General features: G+C 41.6%; 14 protein-coding genes. 9 read left to right on the top strand and 5 right to left on the bottom strand.

Features of this window, described 5'->3' with window-relative positions:
- Nucleotides 1-14: 14 nt before the first annotated feature.
- Nucleotides 15-884, bottom strand: a complete 870-nt coding sequence (locus ACPPVU_RS06325; protein ID WP_426670841.1) for a pirin family protein — start codon at nucleotides 882-884, stop codon at nucleotides 15-17.
- 98 nt (nucleotides 885-982) lie between these two features.
- Nucleotides 983-1564 (bottom strand): Crp/Fnr family transcriptional regulator, encoded by a 582-nt coding sequence (locus ACPPVU_RS06320; protein ID WP_426670840.1) that lies wholly within the window; start codon nucleotides 1562-1564, stop codon nucleotides 983-985.
- 117 nt (nucleotides 1565-1681) lie between these two features.
- Between ACPPVU_RS06320 and ACPPVU_RS06315 the strand changes: the two genes are divergently transcribed.
- The 5 genes from ACPPVU_RS06315 (at nucleotide 1682) to ACPPVU_RS06295 (ending at nucleotide 7643) form a co-directional block, all read left to right on the top strand.
- The gene (locus ACPPVU_RS06315; RefSeq protein ID WP_426670839.1) at nucleotides 1682-3259 is read left to right on the top strand and encodes an N-acyl-D-amino-acid deacylase family protein; all 1578 of its coding nucleotides are present in this window, start codon (nucleotides 1682-1684) and stop codon (nucleotides 3257-3259) included.
- Between the two features lie 66 nt (nucleotides 3260-3325).
- Nucleotides 3326-4390: a hypothetical protein gene (locus ACPPVU_RS06310; protein ID WP_426670838.1), complete on the top strand. Its 1065-nt coding sequence runs from the start codon at nucleotides 3326-3328 to the stop codon at nucleotides 4388-4390.
- Between the two features lie 19 nt (nucleotides 4391-4409).
- Nucleotides 4410-5489: a hypothetical protein gene (locus tag ACPPVU_RS06305; protein ID WP_426670837.1), complete on the top strand. Its 1080-nt coding sequence runs from the start codon at nucleotides 4410-4412 to the stop codon at nucleotides 5487-5489.
- A gap of 27 nt (nucleotides 5490-5516) precedes the next feature.
- Nucleotides 5517-6605: a hypothetical protein gene (locus ACPPVU_RS06300; protein WP_426670836.1), complete on the top strand. Its 1089-nt coding sequence runs from the start codon at nucleotides 5517-5519 to the stop codon at nucleotides 6603-6605.
- A gap of 75 nt (nucleotides 6606-6680) precedes the next feature.
- Complete coding sequence (locus ACPPVU_RS06295; RefSeq protein WP_426670835.1) at nucleotides 6681-7643, top strand: Gfo/Idh/MocA family protein; 963 nt, start codon at nucleotides 6681-6683, stop codon at nucleotides 7641-7643.
- Between the two features lie 217 nt (nucleotides 7644-7860).
- Here the strand turns inward: ACPPVU_RS06295 and ACPPVU_RS06290 are convergent, their stop codons facing one another.
- The 3 genes from ACPPVU_RS06290 to galB form a co-directional block, all read right to left on the bottom strand.
- Nucleotides 7861-8310: a hypothetical protein gene (locus ACPPVU_RS06290; RefSeq protein ID WP_426670834.1), complete on the bottom strand. Its 450-nt coding sequence runs from the start codon at nucleotides 8308-8310 to the stop codon at nucleotides 7861-7863.
- Nucleotides 8311-8398: 88 nt separating this feature from the next.
- The gene (locus tag ACPPVU_RS06285; RefSeq protein WP_426670833.1) at nucleotides 8399-10780 is read right to left on the bottom strand and encodes an ABC transporter permease; all 2382 of its coding nucleotides are present in this window, start codon (nucleotides 10778-10780) and stop codon (nucleotides 8399-8401) included.
- Between the two features lie 178 nt (nucleotides 10781-10958).
- Nucleotides 10959-13409, bottom strand: coding sequence for a beta-galactosidase GalB (galB, locus tag ACPPVU_RS06280; RefSeq protein ID WP_426670832.1), 2451 nt, complete (start codon nucleotides 13407-13409; stop codon nucleotides 10959-10961).
- 155 nt (nucleotides 13410-13564) lie between these two features.
- Here galB and msrA point away from each other — a divergent pair, with 155 nt between their 5' ends.
- From msrA to ACPPVU_RS06260, 4 genes are all read left to right on the top strand, one after another.
- Nucleotides 13565-14113 (top strand): peptide-methionine (S)-S-oxide reductase MsrA, encoded by a 549-nt coding sequence (gene msrA, locus ACPPVU_RS06275; protein WP_426670831.1) that lies wholly within the window; start codon nucleotides 13565-13567, stop codon nucleotides 14111-14113.
- A 264-nt stretch (nucleotides 14114-14377) separates the two neighbouring features.
- Nucleotides 14378-16822 (top strand): bifunctional YncE family protein/alkaline phosphatase family protein, encoded by a 2445-nt coding sequence (locus ACPPVU_RS06270; RefSeq protein ID WP_426670830.1) that lies wholly within the window; start codon nucleotides 14378-14380, stop codon nucleotides 16820-16822.
- 323 nt (nucleotides 16823-17145) lie between these two features.
- The gene (locus tag ACPPVU_RS06265; protein WP_426670829.1) at nucleotides 17146-18012 is read left to right on the top strand and encodes an aldose 1-epimerase family protein; all 867 of its coding nucleotides are present in this window, start codon (nucleotides 17146-17148) and stop codon (nucleotides 18010-18012) included.
- A gap of 35 nt (nucleotides 18013-18047) precedes the next feature.
- Complete coding sequence (locus ACPPVU_RS06260; RefSeq protein ID WP_426670828.1) at nucleotides 18048-18809, top strand: class I SAM-dependent methyltransferase; 762 nt, start codon at nucleotides 18048-18050, stop codon at nucleotides 18807-18809.
- Nucleotides 18810-18815: the final 6 nt, after the last annotated feature.

Genomic DNA, 18815 nt, shown 5'->3' with positions numbered 1-18815 from the left:
GGTTGGGATGAGGCTTAATCAACTACACCAAACTTTCCTGATTGGAAATCCCGAATGGCTTCATGTATCTCGGCCTGGGTGTTCATTACAAACGGACCGTAACTTACAATAGGCTCGTTGATCGGCTCGCCACTAAGCAGCAATAACACACTATCCTCGGATGCACTGATGTTTATTTCCTCGCCTTCATTTTTAAACAGGATGAAACTATGTTCAGCAGCTTTTTCACCATTTACCTCCACATTACCATTGATCACCAGCATAGCTGTATTGTGTGCAGCGGGAGTTTTAAAACCGGCATTACCACCTTTTTTAAGCTTGATATCAAACAAATTTACGGGCGAATAAGTGTCGGCCGGCCCCTTCACCTCATTAAAGGTACCTGCAATTACATTTATTATACCTGCATCATCGGGTAATTGCACTTTGCCCATCTGACCAGCAGTTATGGCCTGGTAGTGGGCAGGGGTTGATTTGTCTTTCTTAGGCAGGTTAACCCAAAGCTGTACCATTTCAAAAGGGCCGCCTTTTTTAGAAAACTCTTTTTCATGATACTCTTTATGTAATATACCATCGCCGGCTGTCATCCATTGTACATCACCGGGGTTTATCACACCGCTATTACCCGTGCTATCATGATGGGCCACGCTGCCTTTGTAAGCAATGGTAACTGTTTCAAAGCCTTTATGCGGATGCACATCCACTCCTCTCACCCTTTCAGACGGGCCAAAATCATATTCGGCATTAAAATCAAGCAGCAGGAACGGACTTATCCTTTGCTGTGAAATACCTGCACCGGGTATCATATTATATACGCGAAACCCATCGCCAACCATGCCTGGCCTCGCTGGGCGGGGGATTATCTTTTCAATTAATTTTTTCATGTCTTCTTCCCTTTTTAGTATCACAAAGATACCCCGGCCGTCAATCATGACAAATAATCCAGATTAACAGAAAAACTTAATGTAGGTTAAGAATTAGCTTATTTTACTATCGCATTATTCAGCATTTTGCTCAAAAATTCGGGCGTTACACCAATATATGATGCTACTTGTTTTTGTGGTAATGTGCGGATAAGTGAAGGGTACATTTTACAAAAATTACCATATCGTTCAATGGCCGGAAGGCTCAAATGGTCTATCTGCCGATACTGATAGGCTGCCAGCGCATTTTGCCCCAATATCCTGAAGTAACGCTCCAACTTGGGGACTTTTAGCAGCAGTGCATCGAAGTCTGGCTTGAGTATAAAAATAATTTCGCTGTCTTCAACAGCGTCTATATTCAATCGTGCGGGCAGCTGTTCAAGCTGGCTATGCATGTCACCTATCCACCAACCGGGGGGCGCAAATTGCAGCACGTGCTCAAAGCCATTCTTGTCAACAGCATAACTGCGCAGGCAGCCCCCGGTTACATAAATGAGTTTTGAGTTAACCTCGCCTTCTTCCAGCAGCAACTGCTTCTTTTTGATCTTCTTAGGGTGCAAAAACTGGATGAGGTATTCTTCTTCCTCTTTTTCAAGGCTGATATGCTTCGCTATTGCTGATAATAAGAGGGTATGATCCATTGCAAACAGAGTTTTGCAGCTTTTAATAAAGTACTGCACCAGCAAATTTGTAAATATTTAATTGATTATTATGCCGGATAGTTAACATTTGCTATTTATGCAAAGTGTAAATCTGTAATGAAGATAAGAGTCTTACTATTATTATGTTTCCTGCCCGCTACGCTTTTTGCCCAGCAGCATTTTGATATTATCCTCAAAAACGGAAAGATCATTGACGGTACCGGTAATCCCTGGTTTTATGGCGATATAGGTATTGTTAAAAATAAGATCATCAGCATTGGCAATCTTTCTAAAAACAAAGCCGATAAAACTATTGATGCAACCGGCTTGATCGTATCTCCGGGTTTTATTGATGTACATACCCACATCGAGGGCGATGAAAAGAAAACACCTACTGCCGATAATTTTATTTACGATGGGGTAACTACGGTTATCACAGGCAATTGTGGCTCGTCCAATATCGATATTAAAAAATACTTCAAGCAACTGGATAGCATTAAACTCTCCGTTAATGTGGGTTCGCTAATAGGGCACAACGATGTGCGTCAGGCAGTTTTAGGTGAAGCGAATGTAACACCCGATCCCGCACAGTTAAAGCAGATGGAAGACATTGTTGAACAAGCCATGCGTGATGGCGCAATGGGCTTTTCAACCGGATTGATCTATACACCAGGCATCTACTCAAAAACAGACGAAGTAGTGGCTTTGGCTAAATCGGCAGCCAAATATCACGGCATTTATACATCGCACATGCGCAATGAGTCTGATAAAATATTTGATGCCATAAATGAAGCGATAGATATAGGCAGGCAGGCAAATTTGCGGGTTGAAATATCTCATTTTAAGGTCGGTCTACCCAACTGGAATAGATCAGATGAAATGATCGCGATGGTGGAGAAAGCACGAGCCGAAGGGTTGGATGTAACCGTGGACCAATATCCTTATACAGCCAGCAGCACTACACTGAATGTTTTATTACCCGACTGGCTGCTTGCCAACGGACGTGATTCTGTGTTAAGAAGATTGAACAACCCGGCTACCCATCAAAAGGTTGTTGACGAAATGATCAAAGACATGACTCGTCGCGGTCGTTCTCATTTTGACTATGCAGTAGTAGCACATTGTGATGGTGATCCTACTATTAACGGGAAAACCATTATGCAGATCAATATCCTGAAAGGTCGTGAATCAACCATTCCTAATGAGATAGAAACTATACTTGATATTACAAAAATCGGCAGCACCTCAATGGTATTCCATGGGATGAACGAGGCCGATGTGGAAAATATTTTGAAATTCCCGCTTACCATGGTAGCTTCCGATTCGGGCATCCGTGAGTTCGGTTCAGGCGTTCCACACCCGCGTGGTTATGGAAGCAATGCAAGGGTTTTAGGCTATTATGTGCGCGAAAAACATTTGATAACTTTACCGGACGCAATCCGTAAAATGACCTCGCTTCCGGCTCAAAAATTTAAAATTGAAGGTCGCGGAATTTTACAGCCCGGAATGTTTGCTGATATTGTTATTTTTGACGCCAACACGGTTAAAGATGAGTCGACTTTCGAACACCCCCACGCATATTCGACTGGTTTTAAATATGTTTTGGTGAACGGTAAGGTAACTGTTGATAATTTTAAGCATATTGGCACCCGAAATGGTGCAATTTTGCACGGCCCCGGATACCAGGAAAATTAATAAAAAATGACCCTGCATGAGTTCAAACCCCCAAACTCGTGACAGCTTAAAGATTAAATAACTCAAATGAAAATAATAAAAATTGCCTCTTCTACCCTTCTTATTCTTTCTGCATTAACACTTACCAACTGCAGTCAAAACAACAGCACTGCTGCTAAAGCCGACAATAAAGCTCCGGTAAAAAAAGCTGATTCCGTAAAAAAAGCATCCGATACAATTGCTGCCCAGCCCGTATCCTACCCGCCGATCGATCATGCGCAGTATGATTCGTTGATGAAAAAACTGGCACATGGTGATACTACCGGTAAATGGCCGGTAAAAGGTGCACCATATCCGTTGCCAGGCGCTATTTTACCATACAAAAGGGTAGTAGCATTTTATGGTAACCTTTACGCAAAAAAGATGGGTATTTTGGGCGAAATTCCGCCTAATGAAATGCTGGCCAAGCTTAAAGGCGAAGTAAAAAACTGGGAAAAAGCTGATCCAACTACTCCAGTTCAACCTGCATTACATTATATAGCAGTAGTAGCACAAGGCGATGGCGGTAAAGATGGTAAGTACCGCTACCGCATGCCTGCCAAAGGTATTGACTCCGTTATCAGATTGGCAAAAAGAGCAAATGCCATTGTATTTTTAGATGTACAAGTAGCGTTAAGCAATATACATACAGAATTACCTTTGCTGGAGAAATATCTTGCCATGCCGCAAGTGCATTTTGGTATGGATCCTGAATTTTCTATGAAGGATGGCGTAACCCGTCCCGGCAAAAAGATCGGTACTTATGATGCTGAGGATATCAATTATGTATCAGACTACCTGGCTAAATTAGTACGGAAATATAACCTTCCCCCTAAGATTCTTATCGTTCACCGTTTTACACAAAAAATGGTAACCAACTATAAGAATATCAAACTTCACCCGGAAATTCAGTTAGTAATGGATATGGACGGCTGGGGCGAACCTGAGCTGAAAGGAGGCACATGGCGTTATTTTATCCACAACGAACCGGTACAGTTTACAGGCTTTAAGTTGTTTTACAAAAATGATATTAAAAAAGCACCTCACCACATGCTTACTCCTACAGAGGTGTTAAAATTCAAGCCATATCCTATTTACATTCAATACCAATAAACATCTTAAGTCGTAATTAATGAATTTTAAAAAGATATTGCTTACATCGCTTTTTGCTACAGCGACCCTGGCACTTTTCGTTAACTGCAGCGAAAGCAAAAGCATTAACAGAAGCAGCAAAATACATGTTGCAAAAAAAAGAACAGATACCATACCCAAAAAGCCTGACACTACTGTAGCTCCAACTGCAGTTCCGTCATCTGGCTATGCACCAATAAATCATGCAGAGTATGATTCGTTGATGAAAAAGATGGCACATGAGGATGTTTCCGGCAAATGGCCGGTAAAAGATGCGCCTTATCCATTGCCTGGCGCTATTTTTCCTTATAAAAGAGTAGTGGCTTTCTACGGAAACCTATACGCTAAAAAGATGGGTATTTTGGGTGAGTTACCTCCCAAAGAAATGCTGGCCAAGTTAAAAGAAGAAGTGAAGAACTGGGAGAAAGCCGATCCAACAACACCTGTTCAGCCCGCATTGCACTACATAGCTGTGGTAGCAAGCGGCGATGGCGGCCGTGACGGCAAATACAGGAACCGTATGCCCTTTAAACAGATCGACTCAGTTTTAAAACTTGCCAAAAAAGCTAACGCGATTGTATTTTTAGATGTGCAGGTGGCTTTAAGTAATATACATACAGAATTGCCTTTACTGGAGAAATACCTGATCATGCCGCAAGTTCATTTTGGTATGGACCCTGAATTCTCTATGAAAGATGGCGTTACGCTTCCCGGCAAAAAGATCGGCACTTATGATGCTGCCGATATAAACTATGTATCTGGCTATCTTGCAGGACTGGTTAAGAAATATAACCTGCCTCCAAAGATCCTTATTGTACATCGTTTCACTAAAAAAATGGTGACCAACTACCAGGATATCAAGTTACGCCCCGAAGTTCAGGTAGTGATGGACATGGATGGATGGGGAGAGCCTAGTCTGAAAGCCGGTACATACCGTTATTTCATTCATAACGAACCAGTACAATTTACAGGCTATAAATTGTTCTATAAAAACGATATAAAAAAGGCGCCGCACCATCTGCTTACACCTGAAGAAGTGCTGAAATACAAACCTTACCCTATGTATATTCAATATCAATAATTTACAAATCAGTAATATATTAAGTTAATGAATCTAAAAAATACTGCACAGACCTTTTGTGTTGCTGCGGCGACGGCTATGCTGTTTGCAAGCTGCGGCCAGGGCAACAGTGCTACAAAAACACTCGCAACTACTCCTGCTGCAAAAGTGGACAGCGGCAAAAAAAGCGATACAGCCAAAACGTCGGTTGAAACAACCGCTGCAGTTGCAGATAAACCTGTCACCTACGCCCCGATTGATCATGCACAGTACGACAGCCTGATGAAAAAAATGTCGCATAACGACAGTACCGGAAAATGGCCTGTAAAGAATACGCCTTATCCTCTGCCAGGCGCTATTTTGCCTTACAAAAGAGTGGTCGCATTTTATGGCAACCTATCCTCAAAAAGAATGGGCATCTTAGGTGAGCTGCCTCCGAACGAAATGCTTGCTAAGCTGAAAGGCGAAGTAAAAAACTGGGAAAAAGCTGATCCGACTACTCCTGTACAACCGGCACTGCATTATATTGCTGTTGTTGCAAGCGGCACGCCCGGTAAAAGTGGCAAATACCGCACCCGTATGCCGTTTAAGCAGATAGATTCCGTATTATCATTAGCTAAAAAGGCCAATGCAATTGTATTTTTAGATGTTCAGGTTGGATTAGGAAATATCCGCTCCGAGTTGCCCGAGCTGGAGAAATACTTGTCAATGCCGCAGGTGCATTTCGGTATGGACCCTGAGTTTTCTATGAAAGATGGCTCGCATCCGGGTAAAAGAATTGGCAGCTACGATGCTGAAGACGTAAACTATGCATCAAATTACCTGGCTGAGTTAGTAAGAAAAAACAATCTGCCGCCCAAGATATTGATCGTGCATCGTTTTACTAAGAAAATGGTGACCAACTATAAAAACATTAAACTGCATAAAGAAGTACAAATAGTGATGGATATGGATGGTTGGGGCGACCCAGGCCTGAAACTGGATTCGTACCATTTCTATGTTCACAATGAGCCTGTGCAGTTTACCGGCTTTAAACTTTTTTATAAGAACGACCTTAAAATAGCACCCCACCATATGCTTACCCCGGAGGAAGTGCTTAAATTTAAGCCGTATCCTATGTATATTCAATATCAGTAATTAGACCATGGTCAATAGTCCATAGACGATAGCAAAATCTATGGACCATTGACCATCAACTATGGACTACTAACAATGATAAAACTCGGTATAATCGGTTGCGGGCGTATCAGTCACAGGTTTATGCAGGGCATTAAACAGGTGGAGGGTGCTGAGGTAACTGCTGCCTGGTCTCGCCGGGCAGAGAGTGTTGAACAATTCGTTAATCAGTATGGCGGTAAGGCATGTGATAGCATTGATGAGCTACTTGCCAGTGATATTGATGCCGTTTATATCGCCACTCTCCCGGATAGCCATGCTGAATACAGCATATCCGCTTTAAATGCGGGAAAACATGTATTATGTGAAAAGCCGGCTACTGTAAATCTTGCCCAACTGGGGCCTGTTCTGCAATTAGCTAAAGAAAAGAAGCTGCTATTTATGGAAGGGATGAAACCGCCCTTCTATCCACTATATCGTAAACTAAAAGAATATTTACTGACAGATCCAATCGGCCCGGTTGGTTATGTGCGAGCCGGATCAGCAGTAATGGATTGCCCGCCCGACCATCCGAATTACAGCTATGATCTGGTTGGTGGTGCAATCATGCAGATAGCCCCTTATGAAGCTTTCCTGGCTTTAGACTGGCTTGGCCCGATGACCGACATACAAACCATGGGCCGTTTTAGTGGCAAGGAAGTGGATATGTTCGCCATTCTTCAAACACAGCATCAAGATGGCTATGCGCAGCTTTATTGTGGATTTGATCTGCATGGTAAAGGTGACGCTTTGATAGTTGGTACGCTCGGCCATATTACCATCCACAAAAACTGGTGGAACCCCTCAAAAGCAACGATTGATTATTTAGATGGACGATCCATCGAAATTGATGAACCATTTACCGCAGGCGGCCTTAATTACGAAACAGAACACTTCTGCAACCTCATTCGTAACGGGCAAACTGAAAGCCCCATTATCACCCACGAATTATCACGACAAATGATTGCTATGCTTGAGACCTCAAGAAAGCAGATCGGGTTGAAGTTTAAGGGGGAGTGAGTGATTTCGGATGTCGGAAGTCTGATTTCGGATTTTAACGGTTATAAAAATTGTCATTGCGAGGAGCGCGGCGCATGGTGTGATAGGGCGACGAAGCAATCGCGAACTATGTGGGTCAGCTAATGCATTATTTACACCTTTCTATTCGCCCCGGTGAAGGGTTTAGTTTAATTCATTTAGTTATTAACCTTCAAATGGTGGTAAACAAGTAGTTGTACTAATTTTCACCCTTTAGTTCCATAAGTTTTTTGTACTGTGATGAGTTTTGAATGGCAAATACTATAGATGTAGCGTTAAGTTGTAAAGCTTCGTTATCCTCGTCTACGAGAGCCAAAGAATTCAATGTACAAAACTCTATTAACCAATTTAATAAATCTGTATAATTAGATCGATAATCTATTCTGACTGTAACTTCGGATATGAAGTTATCATCCATGAAGATTTCAACGCAATTTGATTCTTCGGTTCCGTATAGCTTAATATCCTTACTCCATGATGGTTTACTTTCTAAAATAGTAGTTAACTGTTTAAAGAAGTCCGGTGCATAATTTCCATTTCTCCAAAAAGTGAAGTTATTGTAATCCTTGTCCAATAGATGTGTAATTACGCCTAATTCTTTTAAATCGGATTTCGGAATAACCCTAAATGTATATTGCCATATTGCCATTAGTGATGAGTGTATATTAAATCTTCAAACTTTTTATATCCTTCAGCCATTGTTTGGGCGGTCACTAACAATCGTCTAACCAACAAAACTAATCATTCCTCAAACTCTTCACCGGATTAGCAACAGCCGCTTTGATCGATTGAAAACTAATAGTCAACAAAGCAATAAATATCGCCGCCGCACCCGAAAAAAGAAACACCCACAAAGGTATATTAATGCGATAAGCAAAGCCTTGCAGCCAGCTATGCATTGCCCACCAAGATATGGGTGATGCGACCAACAATGCGATCAGAATAAGCCTTACAAAATCTTTGGATAACATAGCGGTGATACTTCCCACAGACGCCCCCAGTACTTTGCGGATGCCGATCTCCTTTTTACGCTGTGTGGTGTTAAAGGCGGATAAACCCAGTAACCCGAGACAGGATATTACAATGGCTATCATCGCAAAACAAATAAAGAGGCTACCAAATCGTTTCTGTGCTACATATTGCTGATTATAAGCTTCGTCAGCAAAATAATAAACAAATGGAAGGCCTGGCGCAATATTTTTCCAGGCTGATTCGATCTTATTTATAGTTCGCTGGGTATTCTCTGACGATACATTAACGGTTAGAAGCGTAAAATTCCATGGGTTTAACGTTAAGGTAAGTGGTTGTACTTTTTCCTGGAATGAATGAAAATGAAAGTCTTTTACTACTCCGATGATCACCCCTTCATGATTCATCTGAAAAAAATGCTTCCCTATCGCTTCATCAGGATTTGTAAAGCCCAGGTTCTTAACCATAGTCTCATTGATCAGCATGGTTTTTAAAGTATCAGCAGCTGAATTTTTTGAGAAGCCCCTACCAGCGATTACATTTACCTGGTATTGCTTTAAAAAATCATTATCGATAAAATAAGCATCTGTCCGCTGCTCCTGCTTTTCATTATTGCTGTTTTCTAAAACTGTTTTATATTGATTATTGGGCGTACCCGGTATAGACGACGAAAAGCTGGCCATCCCTACTCCGGGTATAGCAGCCAATTGTTGTTTTATAGCATCAGTATGCCCCATTACACGACTATCAAACTGAAAATCGATCACCAGTTTATGATCCTTTTGAAATCCAAGCTGCTGGTTCTGCATAAAATCAAGCTGCTGATAAACCACTACTGTAGCGATAATCAGGAAAATTGAAATAGAAAATTGTGCAACGACTAATGTCTTGCGTAATATTAATCCTTTGCCTGACGATGCAAACTTTCCTTTTAAGCTGCTGATCGGCTTAAAACCGGATAAAAACAGCGCCGGATAAGCACCCGATAATATCCCTACAATCACCGCTATCAAAAACAACCACGCAATATTTTGAAACTGCGAAAAAATATTGGTGCTAATGATAGTCCCGACCAATTGATTGAACAACGGCAATAATAAAACTGCTAACGCCAACGCGATCACAAATGAGATAAGGCACAGCATAATAGCATCCATAAAAAACTGGAATACTAACTGACTTTTTGATGCACCTAATACTTTGCGTACGCCTATTTCCTTTGCCCTTTGCAATGAAAATGCAGTGGTCAGGTTGATAAAATTAAAACAGGCAATAAACAGCACCAATATCGCTATCACTGAAACGATATACACATTGGTGATACTTCCGCTTGCGGATGCGCCGGTGCGATGGCCGCGTGGTTTGCCATACAGATAAACCTTTTTTAATGGTTCGATAGCAAGTTGATATTTTACCTGGCTTTGGTCGAAATTAGCTTTAACGAATGCAGGCAACTTAGCCTGAAGTTCGGCAGCATTATAACCAGGTTGCAATAAGAGATAGGTATAAAATCCAAAATATGTCCAGTTATGGTCCCAATTCGCATTTACCAGGGTCGATATAGAAAACAGCATATCCACCCGCAAATGGGAATCATAGGGAATGTCCTTCATTATCCCGGTAACGGTTGCCCTGTCTTTACCATTAATCAGGAGGGTTTGTCCTAACGCGTCATCCGTTCCAAAATACTTTTTTGCCGCACTTTCAGATAACACCACGTTAAACGGGGCGTCAAATAAATGTGCCTTGTTTCCACGCAGCACAGGCCACGTAAATATTTTAAACACTGACGCATCAGCATAGGCGATTTCTTCTTTTATGGCATTGTCCGGCTTGCTCTGGATGATCATGTCATCCATAAATACCCTTGCCACGGCTTTTATCTCAGGAAATTCAGATTGTATAGCCGGGGCCATTGGCGCCGGAGTGCTTTCGTAATTAATGCCTTTCGAGGTTTTTATATCAGTTACTAACCGGTAAATATTATCTGCTTGTCGGTTATAACCATCACGACTTAGCTCGAACTGAACATATAACAAAGCAAAAAAGCATACACAAATACCTGTTGCTAAGCCTATAATATTGATGAGAGAAAAAGTCTTATGATTCCAAAAGTACCTGAACGTGGTTTTGAAGTAGTTTTTTATCATAGGTGGCGTTTAGACCAACAAGTTAAGAGTTTGATGAGAAAATATCAAGAATGAACATATCAGACTTACCCTTTGTCATGTTGAACGATAGTGAAACATCTTCTTCGACCTGCTTATTCGCTTTGCATGGTGCAGAAGATCCTTCGCTATCGCTCAGGATGACAAAAAGGAAAAAATCTTATTTCGTCTGCAACACTACCGTCGCACCCTGCAAGCCTTGCGAGGTAGCTGTAAAAGTAATACTGCCCGGCTTATCTTTCGATTGCACAATAGCCAAAGCTAATCCATTAAATGCATGGCGATAATCAGCCTTGAAAGGGTCATGGTCTGTTTCTAAACCATTGTCCACGCTGGCTATAGAAGCATTGCCGTTAATTTTAAAGTTTACCAGGTTATCAGCATCAGGCACTACGTTGCCATCCTTATCCAGTATTTTAACGGTGATAAATGACAAATCCTTACCATCAGCCTTAATATTTTTGCGATCAGCTACCAGTTCAATTTTTGCAGGTTTTCCGGCAGTATGTATCTCGCGGGTTAAAACTACTTTTCCATCCTTACGGGATACTGCCTTTAATGTTCCGGGCTCATATTTTACGCGCCACATTATATGCAGGTCATCACCTTCTTTCTTTTTAACACCTAACGATTTGCCGTTCAGGAACAATTCCACTTCATCAGCATGATTGTAGAATGCCCATACATCAACAGTTTTTCCGGGAGTCCAGTTCCAATGCGGGAAGATATGCAGCACAGTTTTATCGGTCCATTCGCTCTGGTACATGTAATAAATATCTTTAGGGAAGCCCGCAAGGTCGATAATACCAAAATATGAGCTGCGTGAAGGCCATGAATATGGCGTTGGCTCTCCTAAATAATCAAAGCCTGTCCAGATAAACAAACCCGAAAGGAAATCATATTTCTTCATCACTTTCCACGTTGCTTCATGCGTTGAACCCCATGCAGGGCGAACATTATCATAGGCAGATACCGTGTGATCAGCATTACCCGTTGTAAATGGCTTATCCCATCTTGGAGGCCAAACGCGTATGCTATCAGATGGCATATCATAATGCCCGCGTGTTTCCAATCCTGAGGTTGTTTCAGTAGCTATGAACTTTTTACCTGGGTACCTGTCATGAAATTTAGCATAATCAAACTCATGGTAGTTATAACCGATCAGGTCAATCGCTCCTGATTTAATGATCTTGTTGGTAGTATCCGGACGGTCATTTGCTGTTGTGATCGGACGGGTTTTATCCAGGCTATGTACAATGCCTGCCAGTTCAGGCGCTATACGTAAAGCGCTTGTATCGCCCTGCTGCGGTATCTCGTTGCCGATGCTCCATATCATCACGCTCGGGTGGTTGCGGTCGCGAAGAATTTGGTCTTCCAGATCGCGTTTGTGCCATTCTTTAAAAAATAGGTGATAATCATACTTTGCCTTTCTCACCTCCCAGCAATCAAAAGCTTCGTCCATCACGATGAAGCCCATTTTATCACAAAGCTCAAGCAGTTCAGGCGCTGGCGGATTGTGTGAAGTACGGATACCATTACATCCCATAGCCTTCAGCATTTGCAACTGGCGTTCCAAAGCACGGTAATTAACTACTGCACCGAGTGAGCCCAGATCATGGTGATCACACACACCTAATATTTTCATCGGCTTGCCGTTCAGTGAAAAGCCCTTATCAGCATCAAAATTAAAATAGCGGATACCTAATGGAGTGGTATATTCATCAATAACAGCCTTACCCGACATCACTTTAGTAACTACTTTGTATAGATAAGGATGATCAACCGACCATAACTCGGGCTTGGTCACAGTTATTTCCTGTGCTACATAATTTGAGGTACTAACATCTGTTTCTGCCGTATTTAAAGTGATAACGGGCTTGCCAGCAGCATTATAAACAGTTGTCGCCAGCGTAACTTTGGCAGGATTACCGTTGAGATTTTTTATATGTGTTTCTAAATGTATCAATGCTGATTGCTCACTTACCTCAGGTGTAGTCACATAAGTTCCCCAATGATCAATAGCGATTTTATTTGTCGTCACCAGCCATACATTCCTGTAAATCCCGGAACCCGAATACCAGCGCGAGTTTGGCTGAACCGAATTATCAACCTTAACAGCGATGACATTCTGACCGCCAAACTTTAAATAAGGTGTCAGATCATAACGGAATGAGATGTAGCCGTTAGGTCTGAAACCCAACTCATGTCCGTTTATCCAAACTGTGCTTTTCTGATAAACACCGTCAAAATCAATATATACTTCTTTGCCTTTTGAAGATGCCGGAACGGTAAATGATTTTCTATACCAACCTATGCCTCCGGGCAATGCGCCACCTTCAGGTGTTGCCGGGTTTTCTTTGCTGAACGTTCCTTCAACGCTCCAGTCGTGCGGAAGATCCAATGTACGCCATGCTGCATCACTTATGGTAGGATTTTCAGCCCCGCTCACATCCCCCAAATGAAAATGCCAGCCTTTGTCAAAATCGGCAATTGATCTGTGGAAATTTGCCACCGAATTCCGGGGTTGACTAAAGCTTTTCTGGGTAAAAGTGATGATCGACAGCAAAAAAATCACCCTTGCTGCAAGTAATGGAGTTTTAAATAAAGGCATATTAGTTTATATTGGCGATAAATGTATATCAGACACTAAATTATAAATTATTTACAACAACACTAATAAATTAAATTGCAACGATAAAATATTTGCTTTTATATGCCTTTCTGACAGGCAAATCAAATCGGCATTATATTGGTTATTAAATAAATATGAACATACGGAAAATAACATTCGGAAACGGCTGTTTCTGGTGCACAGAAGCTATATTTCAAACACTTAAAGGCATAAAATCGGTTACATCCGGCTACATGGGTGGCCATATTAAAAACCCTACTTACGAGCAGGTTTGTAATGGCAATACTGGCTATGCAGAAGTGATCCACCTGGAATATGATGCCGACGAAATATCATTTGATGAGTTGTTGCTGGTATTTTTCAGAACGCATAATCCAACCACACTCAATCGCCAGGGCAATGATATAGGTACACAATATCGCTCGGCCATATTTTATTATACCGATGAACAAAAACAGCAATCGGAGGCTATGATCAAAAGGCTAACTGACGAAAAGGTATTTGATAAGCCTATCGTTACAGAAATAACTAAGGCAAGTGTTTTTTACAAAGCCGAAGATTATCACCAGAATTATTACAATGATAATCCCAATAAATCTTATTGCGCTTTCGTAATACAGCCCAAGCTGAATAAATTTGCCAAAGAGTTTACTGATAAGATCAGGCCGGAAATATTGAAATAATTTTTGAAAAAACTGGTCAGCTTTTATTGATAACGTAACAATAACTAGGGTCAAGTCAACAGTCTTTAGTCGTAAGTCATAAGTCAATTTTATGCTTTCCTGACTCAAGACCTGTGACTTTCGACTCGGGACTAAACGTCAGTTCTTAATTGACACGACACTGGTCACTATTGTCCAATCACTGCTCACTAATATTAAGTTTTTGTTAATGATGAATTTGAAACAGATCAATCTGTATTTTTGATCTGTCATCGCTAATTAACTATGAAACAAAAACGACTTTTCAGTACAATTATTCTTTTAGCAGTTGCTTCGCATATATATGCACAACATCCAGGTAAGATTGAGCAAACCGGGCAGGTACTTTTACCTAATGGTTGGAAATTAAGTCCGGCTGGTACAGCGTTGCCACTGGGCGATCTGCCCTTGAATATGCAGATTTCAGCATCAGGCAAATTACTGGCAGTTACCAATAACGGCCAAAGCACACAATCCATCCAATTGATCGACCCAAAGAATGAGAAACTGCTGGATGAAAGGATAATCAAAAAATCATGGTACGGACTGGCCTTTAGTCATGATGAAAAAATATTGTATGTATCCGGTGGTAATGATAACCGGATACTGGCTTATCATATAGCAGATAATAAGATCGGCGATGCGGATACCATCAAATTAGCACCGGCATCCTGGCCGAAGAATAAGGTATGTACAACCGGTATCGCTGTAAATAAAAGTGATACCCACTTATATACCGTCACCAAAGAAGATAGCGCCTTGTATGTGGTTGATTTGAAAACCAATAAAATAGTAAAGCAAGTTAAACTACCAGCCGAAGCTTACAGTTGTATCTTATCACCAGATGATAAGAACCTGTACATTTCCATTTGGGGAGGCGAAAAAGTGGTAGTATATAATACTGCATCACAAAGTATTACCAAAACTATAAAAACAGGCAGTCACCCTAACGAATTGCTGCTGAATAAAAAAGGCACTTACCTGTTTGTGGCTAATGCGAATGATAATTCCGTTTCAATCATTAACACAGCAACTGAAAAGACTGTCGAAACGGTATCAACCGCACTCTATCCTACCCGGCTTACCGGCTCAACTACCAACGGGCTGGCTTTGTCACCCGATGAAAAGACACTTTATATAGCCAATGCCGACAACAACTGCCTGGCAGTATTTGATGTATCCAAACCCGGTAGCAGCAAAAGTATGGGCTTTATTCCTGTTGGATGGTATCCAACCAATGTAAAAACATTGGGGAACACCATACTGGTAGCAAATGGCAAGGGTTTTACCTCGATGGCTAACCCGAAGGGTCCTCAGCCTGTAAAAAAAGCTGATAACAGTGGTTATCAGAAAGGGGCTGTAAATAGCAGGGAGCAATATATTGGTGGCTTATTTAAAGGGACATTATCGTTTATAAAAGCACCGCAGGAAGCTCAACTTAAAGTTTACACCAAACAGGTATATGCCAATACCCTTTTCAATGATAAAAAGACCACTTTGGCTGATGGCCTGGAGGGCAATCCCATCCCACGTAAAAAGGGAGAGCTATCGCCGATAAAACATGTCTTCTATATCATTAAAGAGAACCGTACGTACGACCAGGTCTTGGGCGATATGCCTCAGGGCAATGGTGATACTTCGTTATGTATTTTCGGACAGCATGTTACGCCAAATCATCACGGCATAGCCAGCGAATTTGTTTTGCTGGATAATTTTTACGTAGATGCAGAGGTAAGCGCAGACGGCCATAACTGGAGTACTGCAGCTTACGCTACGGATTTTATTGAAAAAACCTGGCCTACCAGCTATGGCAGTCGGGGAGGTAATTATGATTCAGAAGGAACCCGCAAGGCCGGTGATCCCCGCGATGGTTATATCTGGGATTATTGTAAACGTGCGGGGGTAAGCTACCGCACTTATGGCGAATTTGCAGATGAGTATAAACCTAACATTAAGGTTTTAGAAGGGCATTATTGTGTAAAATCACCAAGCTTTGACCTTAATATCAAAGATGTCAGACGTGAAGAAATATGGGCACATGATTTTGACTCGTTGCTGGCAATTAATGCTGTACCGCAGTTAAATACTATTCGCATATCAAACGACCATACCAGTGGTCAGCATAAAGGTGCCATATCACCTATTGCGGCAGTTGGTGATAATGATCTTGCCATTGGAATGTTCCTTGAACATCTTTCAAAAAGCCCGATCTGGAAAGAATCCGTAGTGTTTATATTGGAGGATGATGCCCAAAACGGCCCCGATCATATTGATGCACACCGCTCACCTGTATTTGTGGCCGGTGCATATGTAAAGCGCAATGCTGTAATCCATGATATGTATTCAACCTCCGGTGTATTGCGTACTATTGAGCTGATACTAGGATTACCCCCAATGAGCCAGTATGATGCTGCTGCCATGCCTATGTTTGATTGTTTTGCCAATAAGCCTGATCTTACACCATATACCGCCAAACCCGCACAGGTCGACCTTGAACAACGCAATGTAGCAGATAACGAAAGCAGCAAACGTTCACAATTTTTCAACCTCGCACAAGAGGATAAAGTGCCAGACCTGGACCTGAACGAAGTAATATGGAAATATGTAAAAGGCGAAAACTCCATAATGCCTGCACCTAAACGTAGTGCCTTTGTTATTCTTGAGAAGAAAAAGAAAGATGATGACGATTAAATAGCCTCACCCCGGCCCTCTCCAAAGGATAGGGAGTTGAAGCAGTTTAGATATTTTTTAAAAAAGTCCTCTCCTTTGGAGAGGATTATTCACATTATTATTTGTTTTTCAAGGCGTTCATGAAGGCTATGCCGTTTAGGTGAGGCCTGTATTATGTTTTTGCTATGGAGAATTTACATCACAGCAAACTAATCGCTATTCACCAATCTCTAATCACTATTCCCAAACAAGCTTCAACGTTATTGGTTAGTATAAAATGATCGGATTTATATAAAAATTGCGGTACTTTGTAGTTTATTTAGCCGATAAATTAACCGATACTTATGACCACCATTGAAAACGATTTCTTAAAAGTATCCATCCGCAATAAAGGCGGTGAAATGACCTCGCTCTACAACAAAGTTTCGGGTGTAGAACAGTTATGGCAAGGCAATTCTAATATCTGGCCATGGCATGCACCAAACCTGTTCCCCGTAGTGGGCGGACTTATCAATAATGAGCTGCTTGTTAACGGCAAGGCTTATAAAATGGAGCGACATGGGTTTAATCGTCAGTCGGAATCATTGCTGATCGAATCGAATGATGTATCTGCCAGGTTCTCGCTACCGCACTCCGACCACACACTTGAAGTATATCCTTACAAATTCGACTTTCAAATACACTATGATTTGATAGATAATGCGTTGAGGGTCACTTACAAAGTGATCAATCAGCAGCGCGAACCCATCTATTTTTCAGTAGGTGGACATCCTGCTTTTAACGTACCCTTTAACATAGGTGAAAGCTACGAAGATTATTACCTCGAATTTGAGGTAGATGAAAAGCTGGAAAAACACATGCTATCTGCTGATGGATTTTTTACAGGAGAAAAACAGCCTGTTAAATTGAATGACAAAAAATTGCCACTTACCCGTGAAATGTTTAAGCAGGATGCCTGGGTATTCAAGAACTTGCGCTCACGCGAAGTGATGATCAAAAGCAGTAAACATGATCGCACTTTGGCGGTTGAATTCCCGCATTTTAACTATATGGGAATATGGGCCAAACCGGGTGCCGATTTTTTATGTATTGAGCCCTGGTTGGGATGCGCTGATACTGAGGGCAAACACGTGGATATAACGCAAAAGGAAGCCATACAGCATCTTAAATATGGACATGTTTTTGAAGCGGCATTTTATATCAGCATTTAAATAACAGATACTGTCGGAAATCAAAATTTGACTTTATGACACATAATTCAACTTTACGTTTTGGTAACCGGGTAGAAAATTATGCGAAATACAGACCAAGCTATCCCGATAAAGTGCTTGATTACCTGCAGCAGCAATGTCATTTAACCCCGGAAACTCCAATTGCTGATATTGGTTCAGGTACGGGGATTTTTACAAAACTACTTCTCGACCGTGGCTATACTGTTTATGCTGTTGAACCTAATGAATCCATGCGCAAGGAAGCCGAAAAGCAATTGAAGTCAACAAGCGGCTTTCATTCCGTAAACGGCACTGCAGAGGACACTACCCTGGACGATAAAATTGCTAACCTGATCGTTTGCGCACAGGCTTTTCATTGGTTCAATAATGCAGAAACCAAGGCCGAGTTTAAGCGGATATCGGCCCCCTATGGACACGTTGCTTTGATATGGAACAATCGTTGTATTGATGCGGATGATTTTGCCATTGCTTACGAGCTATTGCTGACCCAGCAAACCAGCGACTATGAGCGCGTAAATCATCAAAACCTGACCGAGACTGATTTTGCCAATTTTTACCGCGAAGGCAAATACAAACTGGTTAAATTCCCTAACTTCCAGGTGTTTAACTTTGAACAATTAGCTGGTCGCGCGTTTTCCTCTTCTTATATTCCGGCTCAGGATACTGAAGCTGGGCATAGATTCAATGCCCAGCTTAATGCATTATTTCATCAGTATCAAACCAATGGCACGGTGATGTTCCAGTATGATACTGAAATCTATCTAGGTAGAGTGTAATAGCTA

The organism is Mucilaginibacter sp. McL0603 (assembly GCF_049992945.1).
In the GTDB taxonomy this organism is placed as follows: domain Bacteria; phylum Bacteroidota; class Bacteroidia; order Sphingobacteriales; family Sphingobacteriaceae; genus Mucilaginibacter.
The sequence above is the reverse complement of the archived record's forward strand: the minus strand, read 5'-3'. Positions and strand labels throughout refer to the sequence as shown.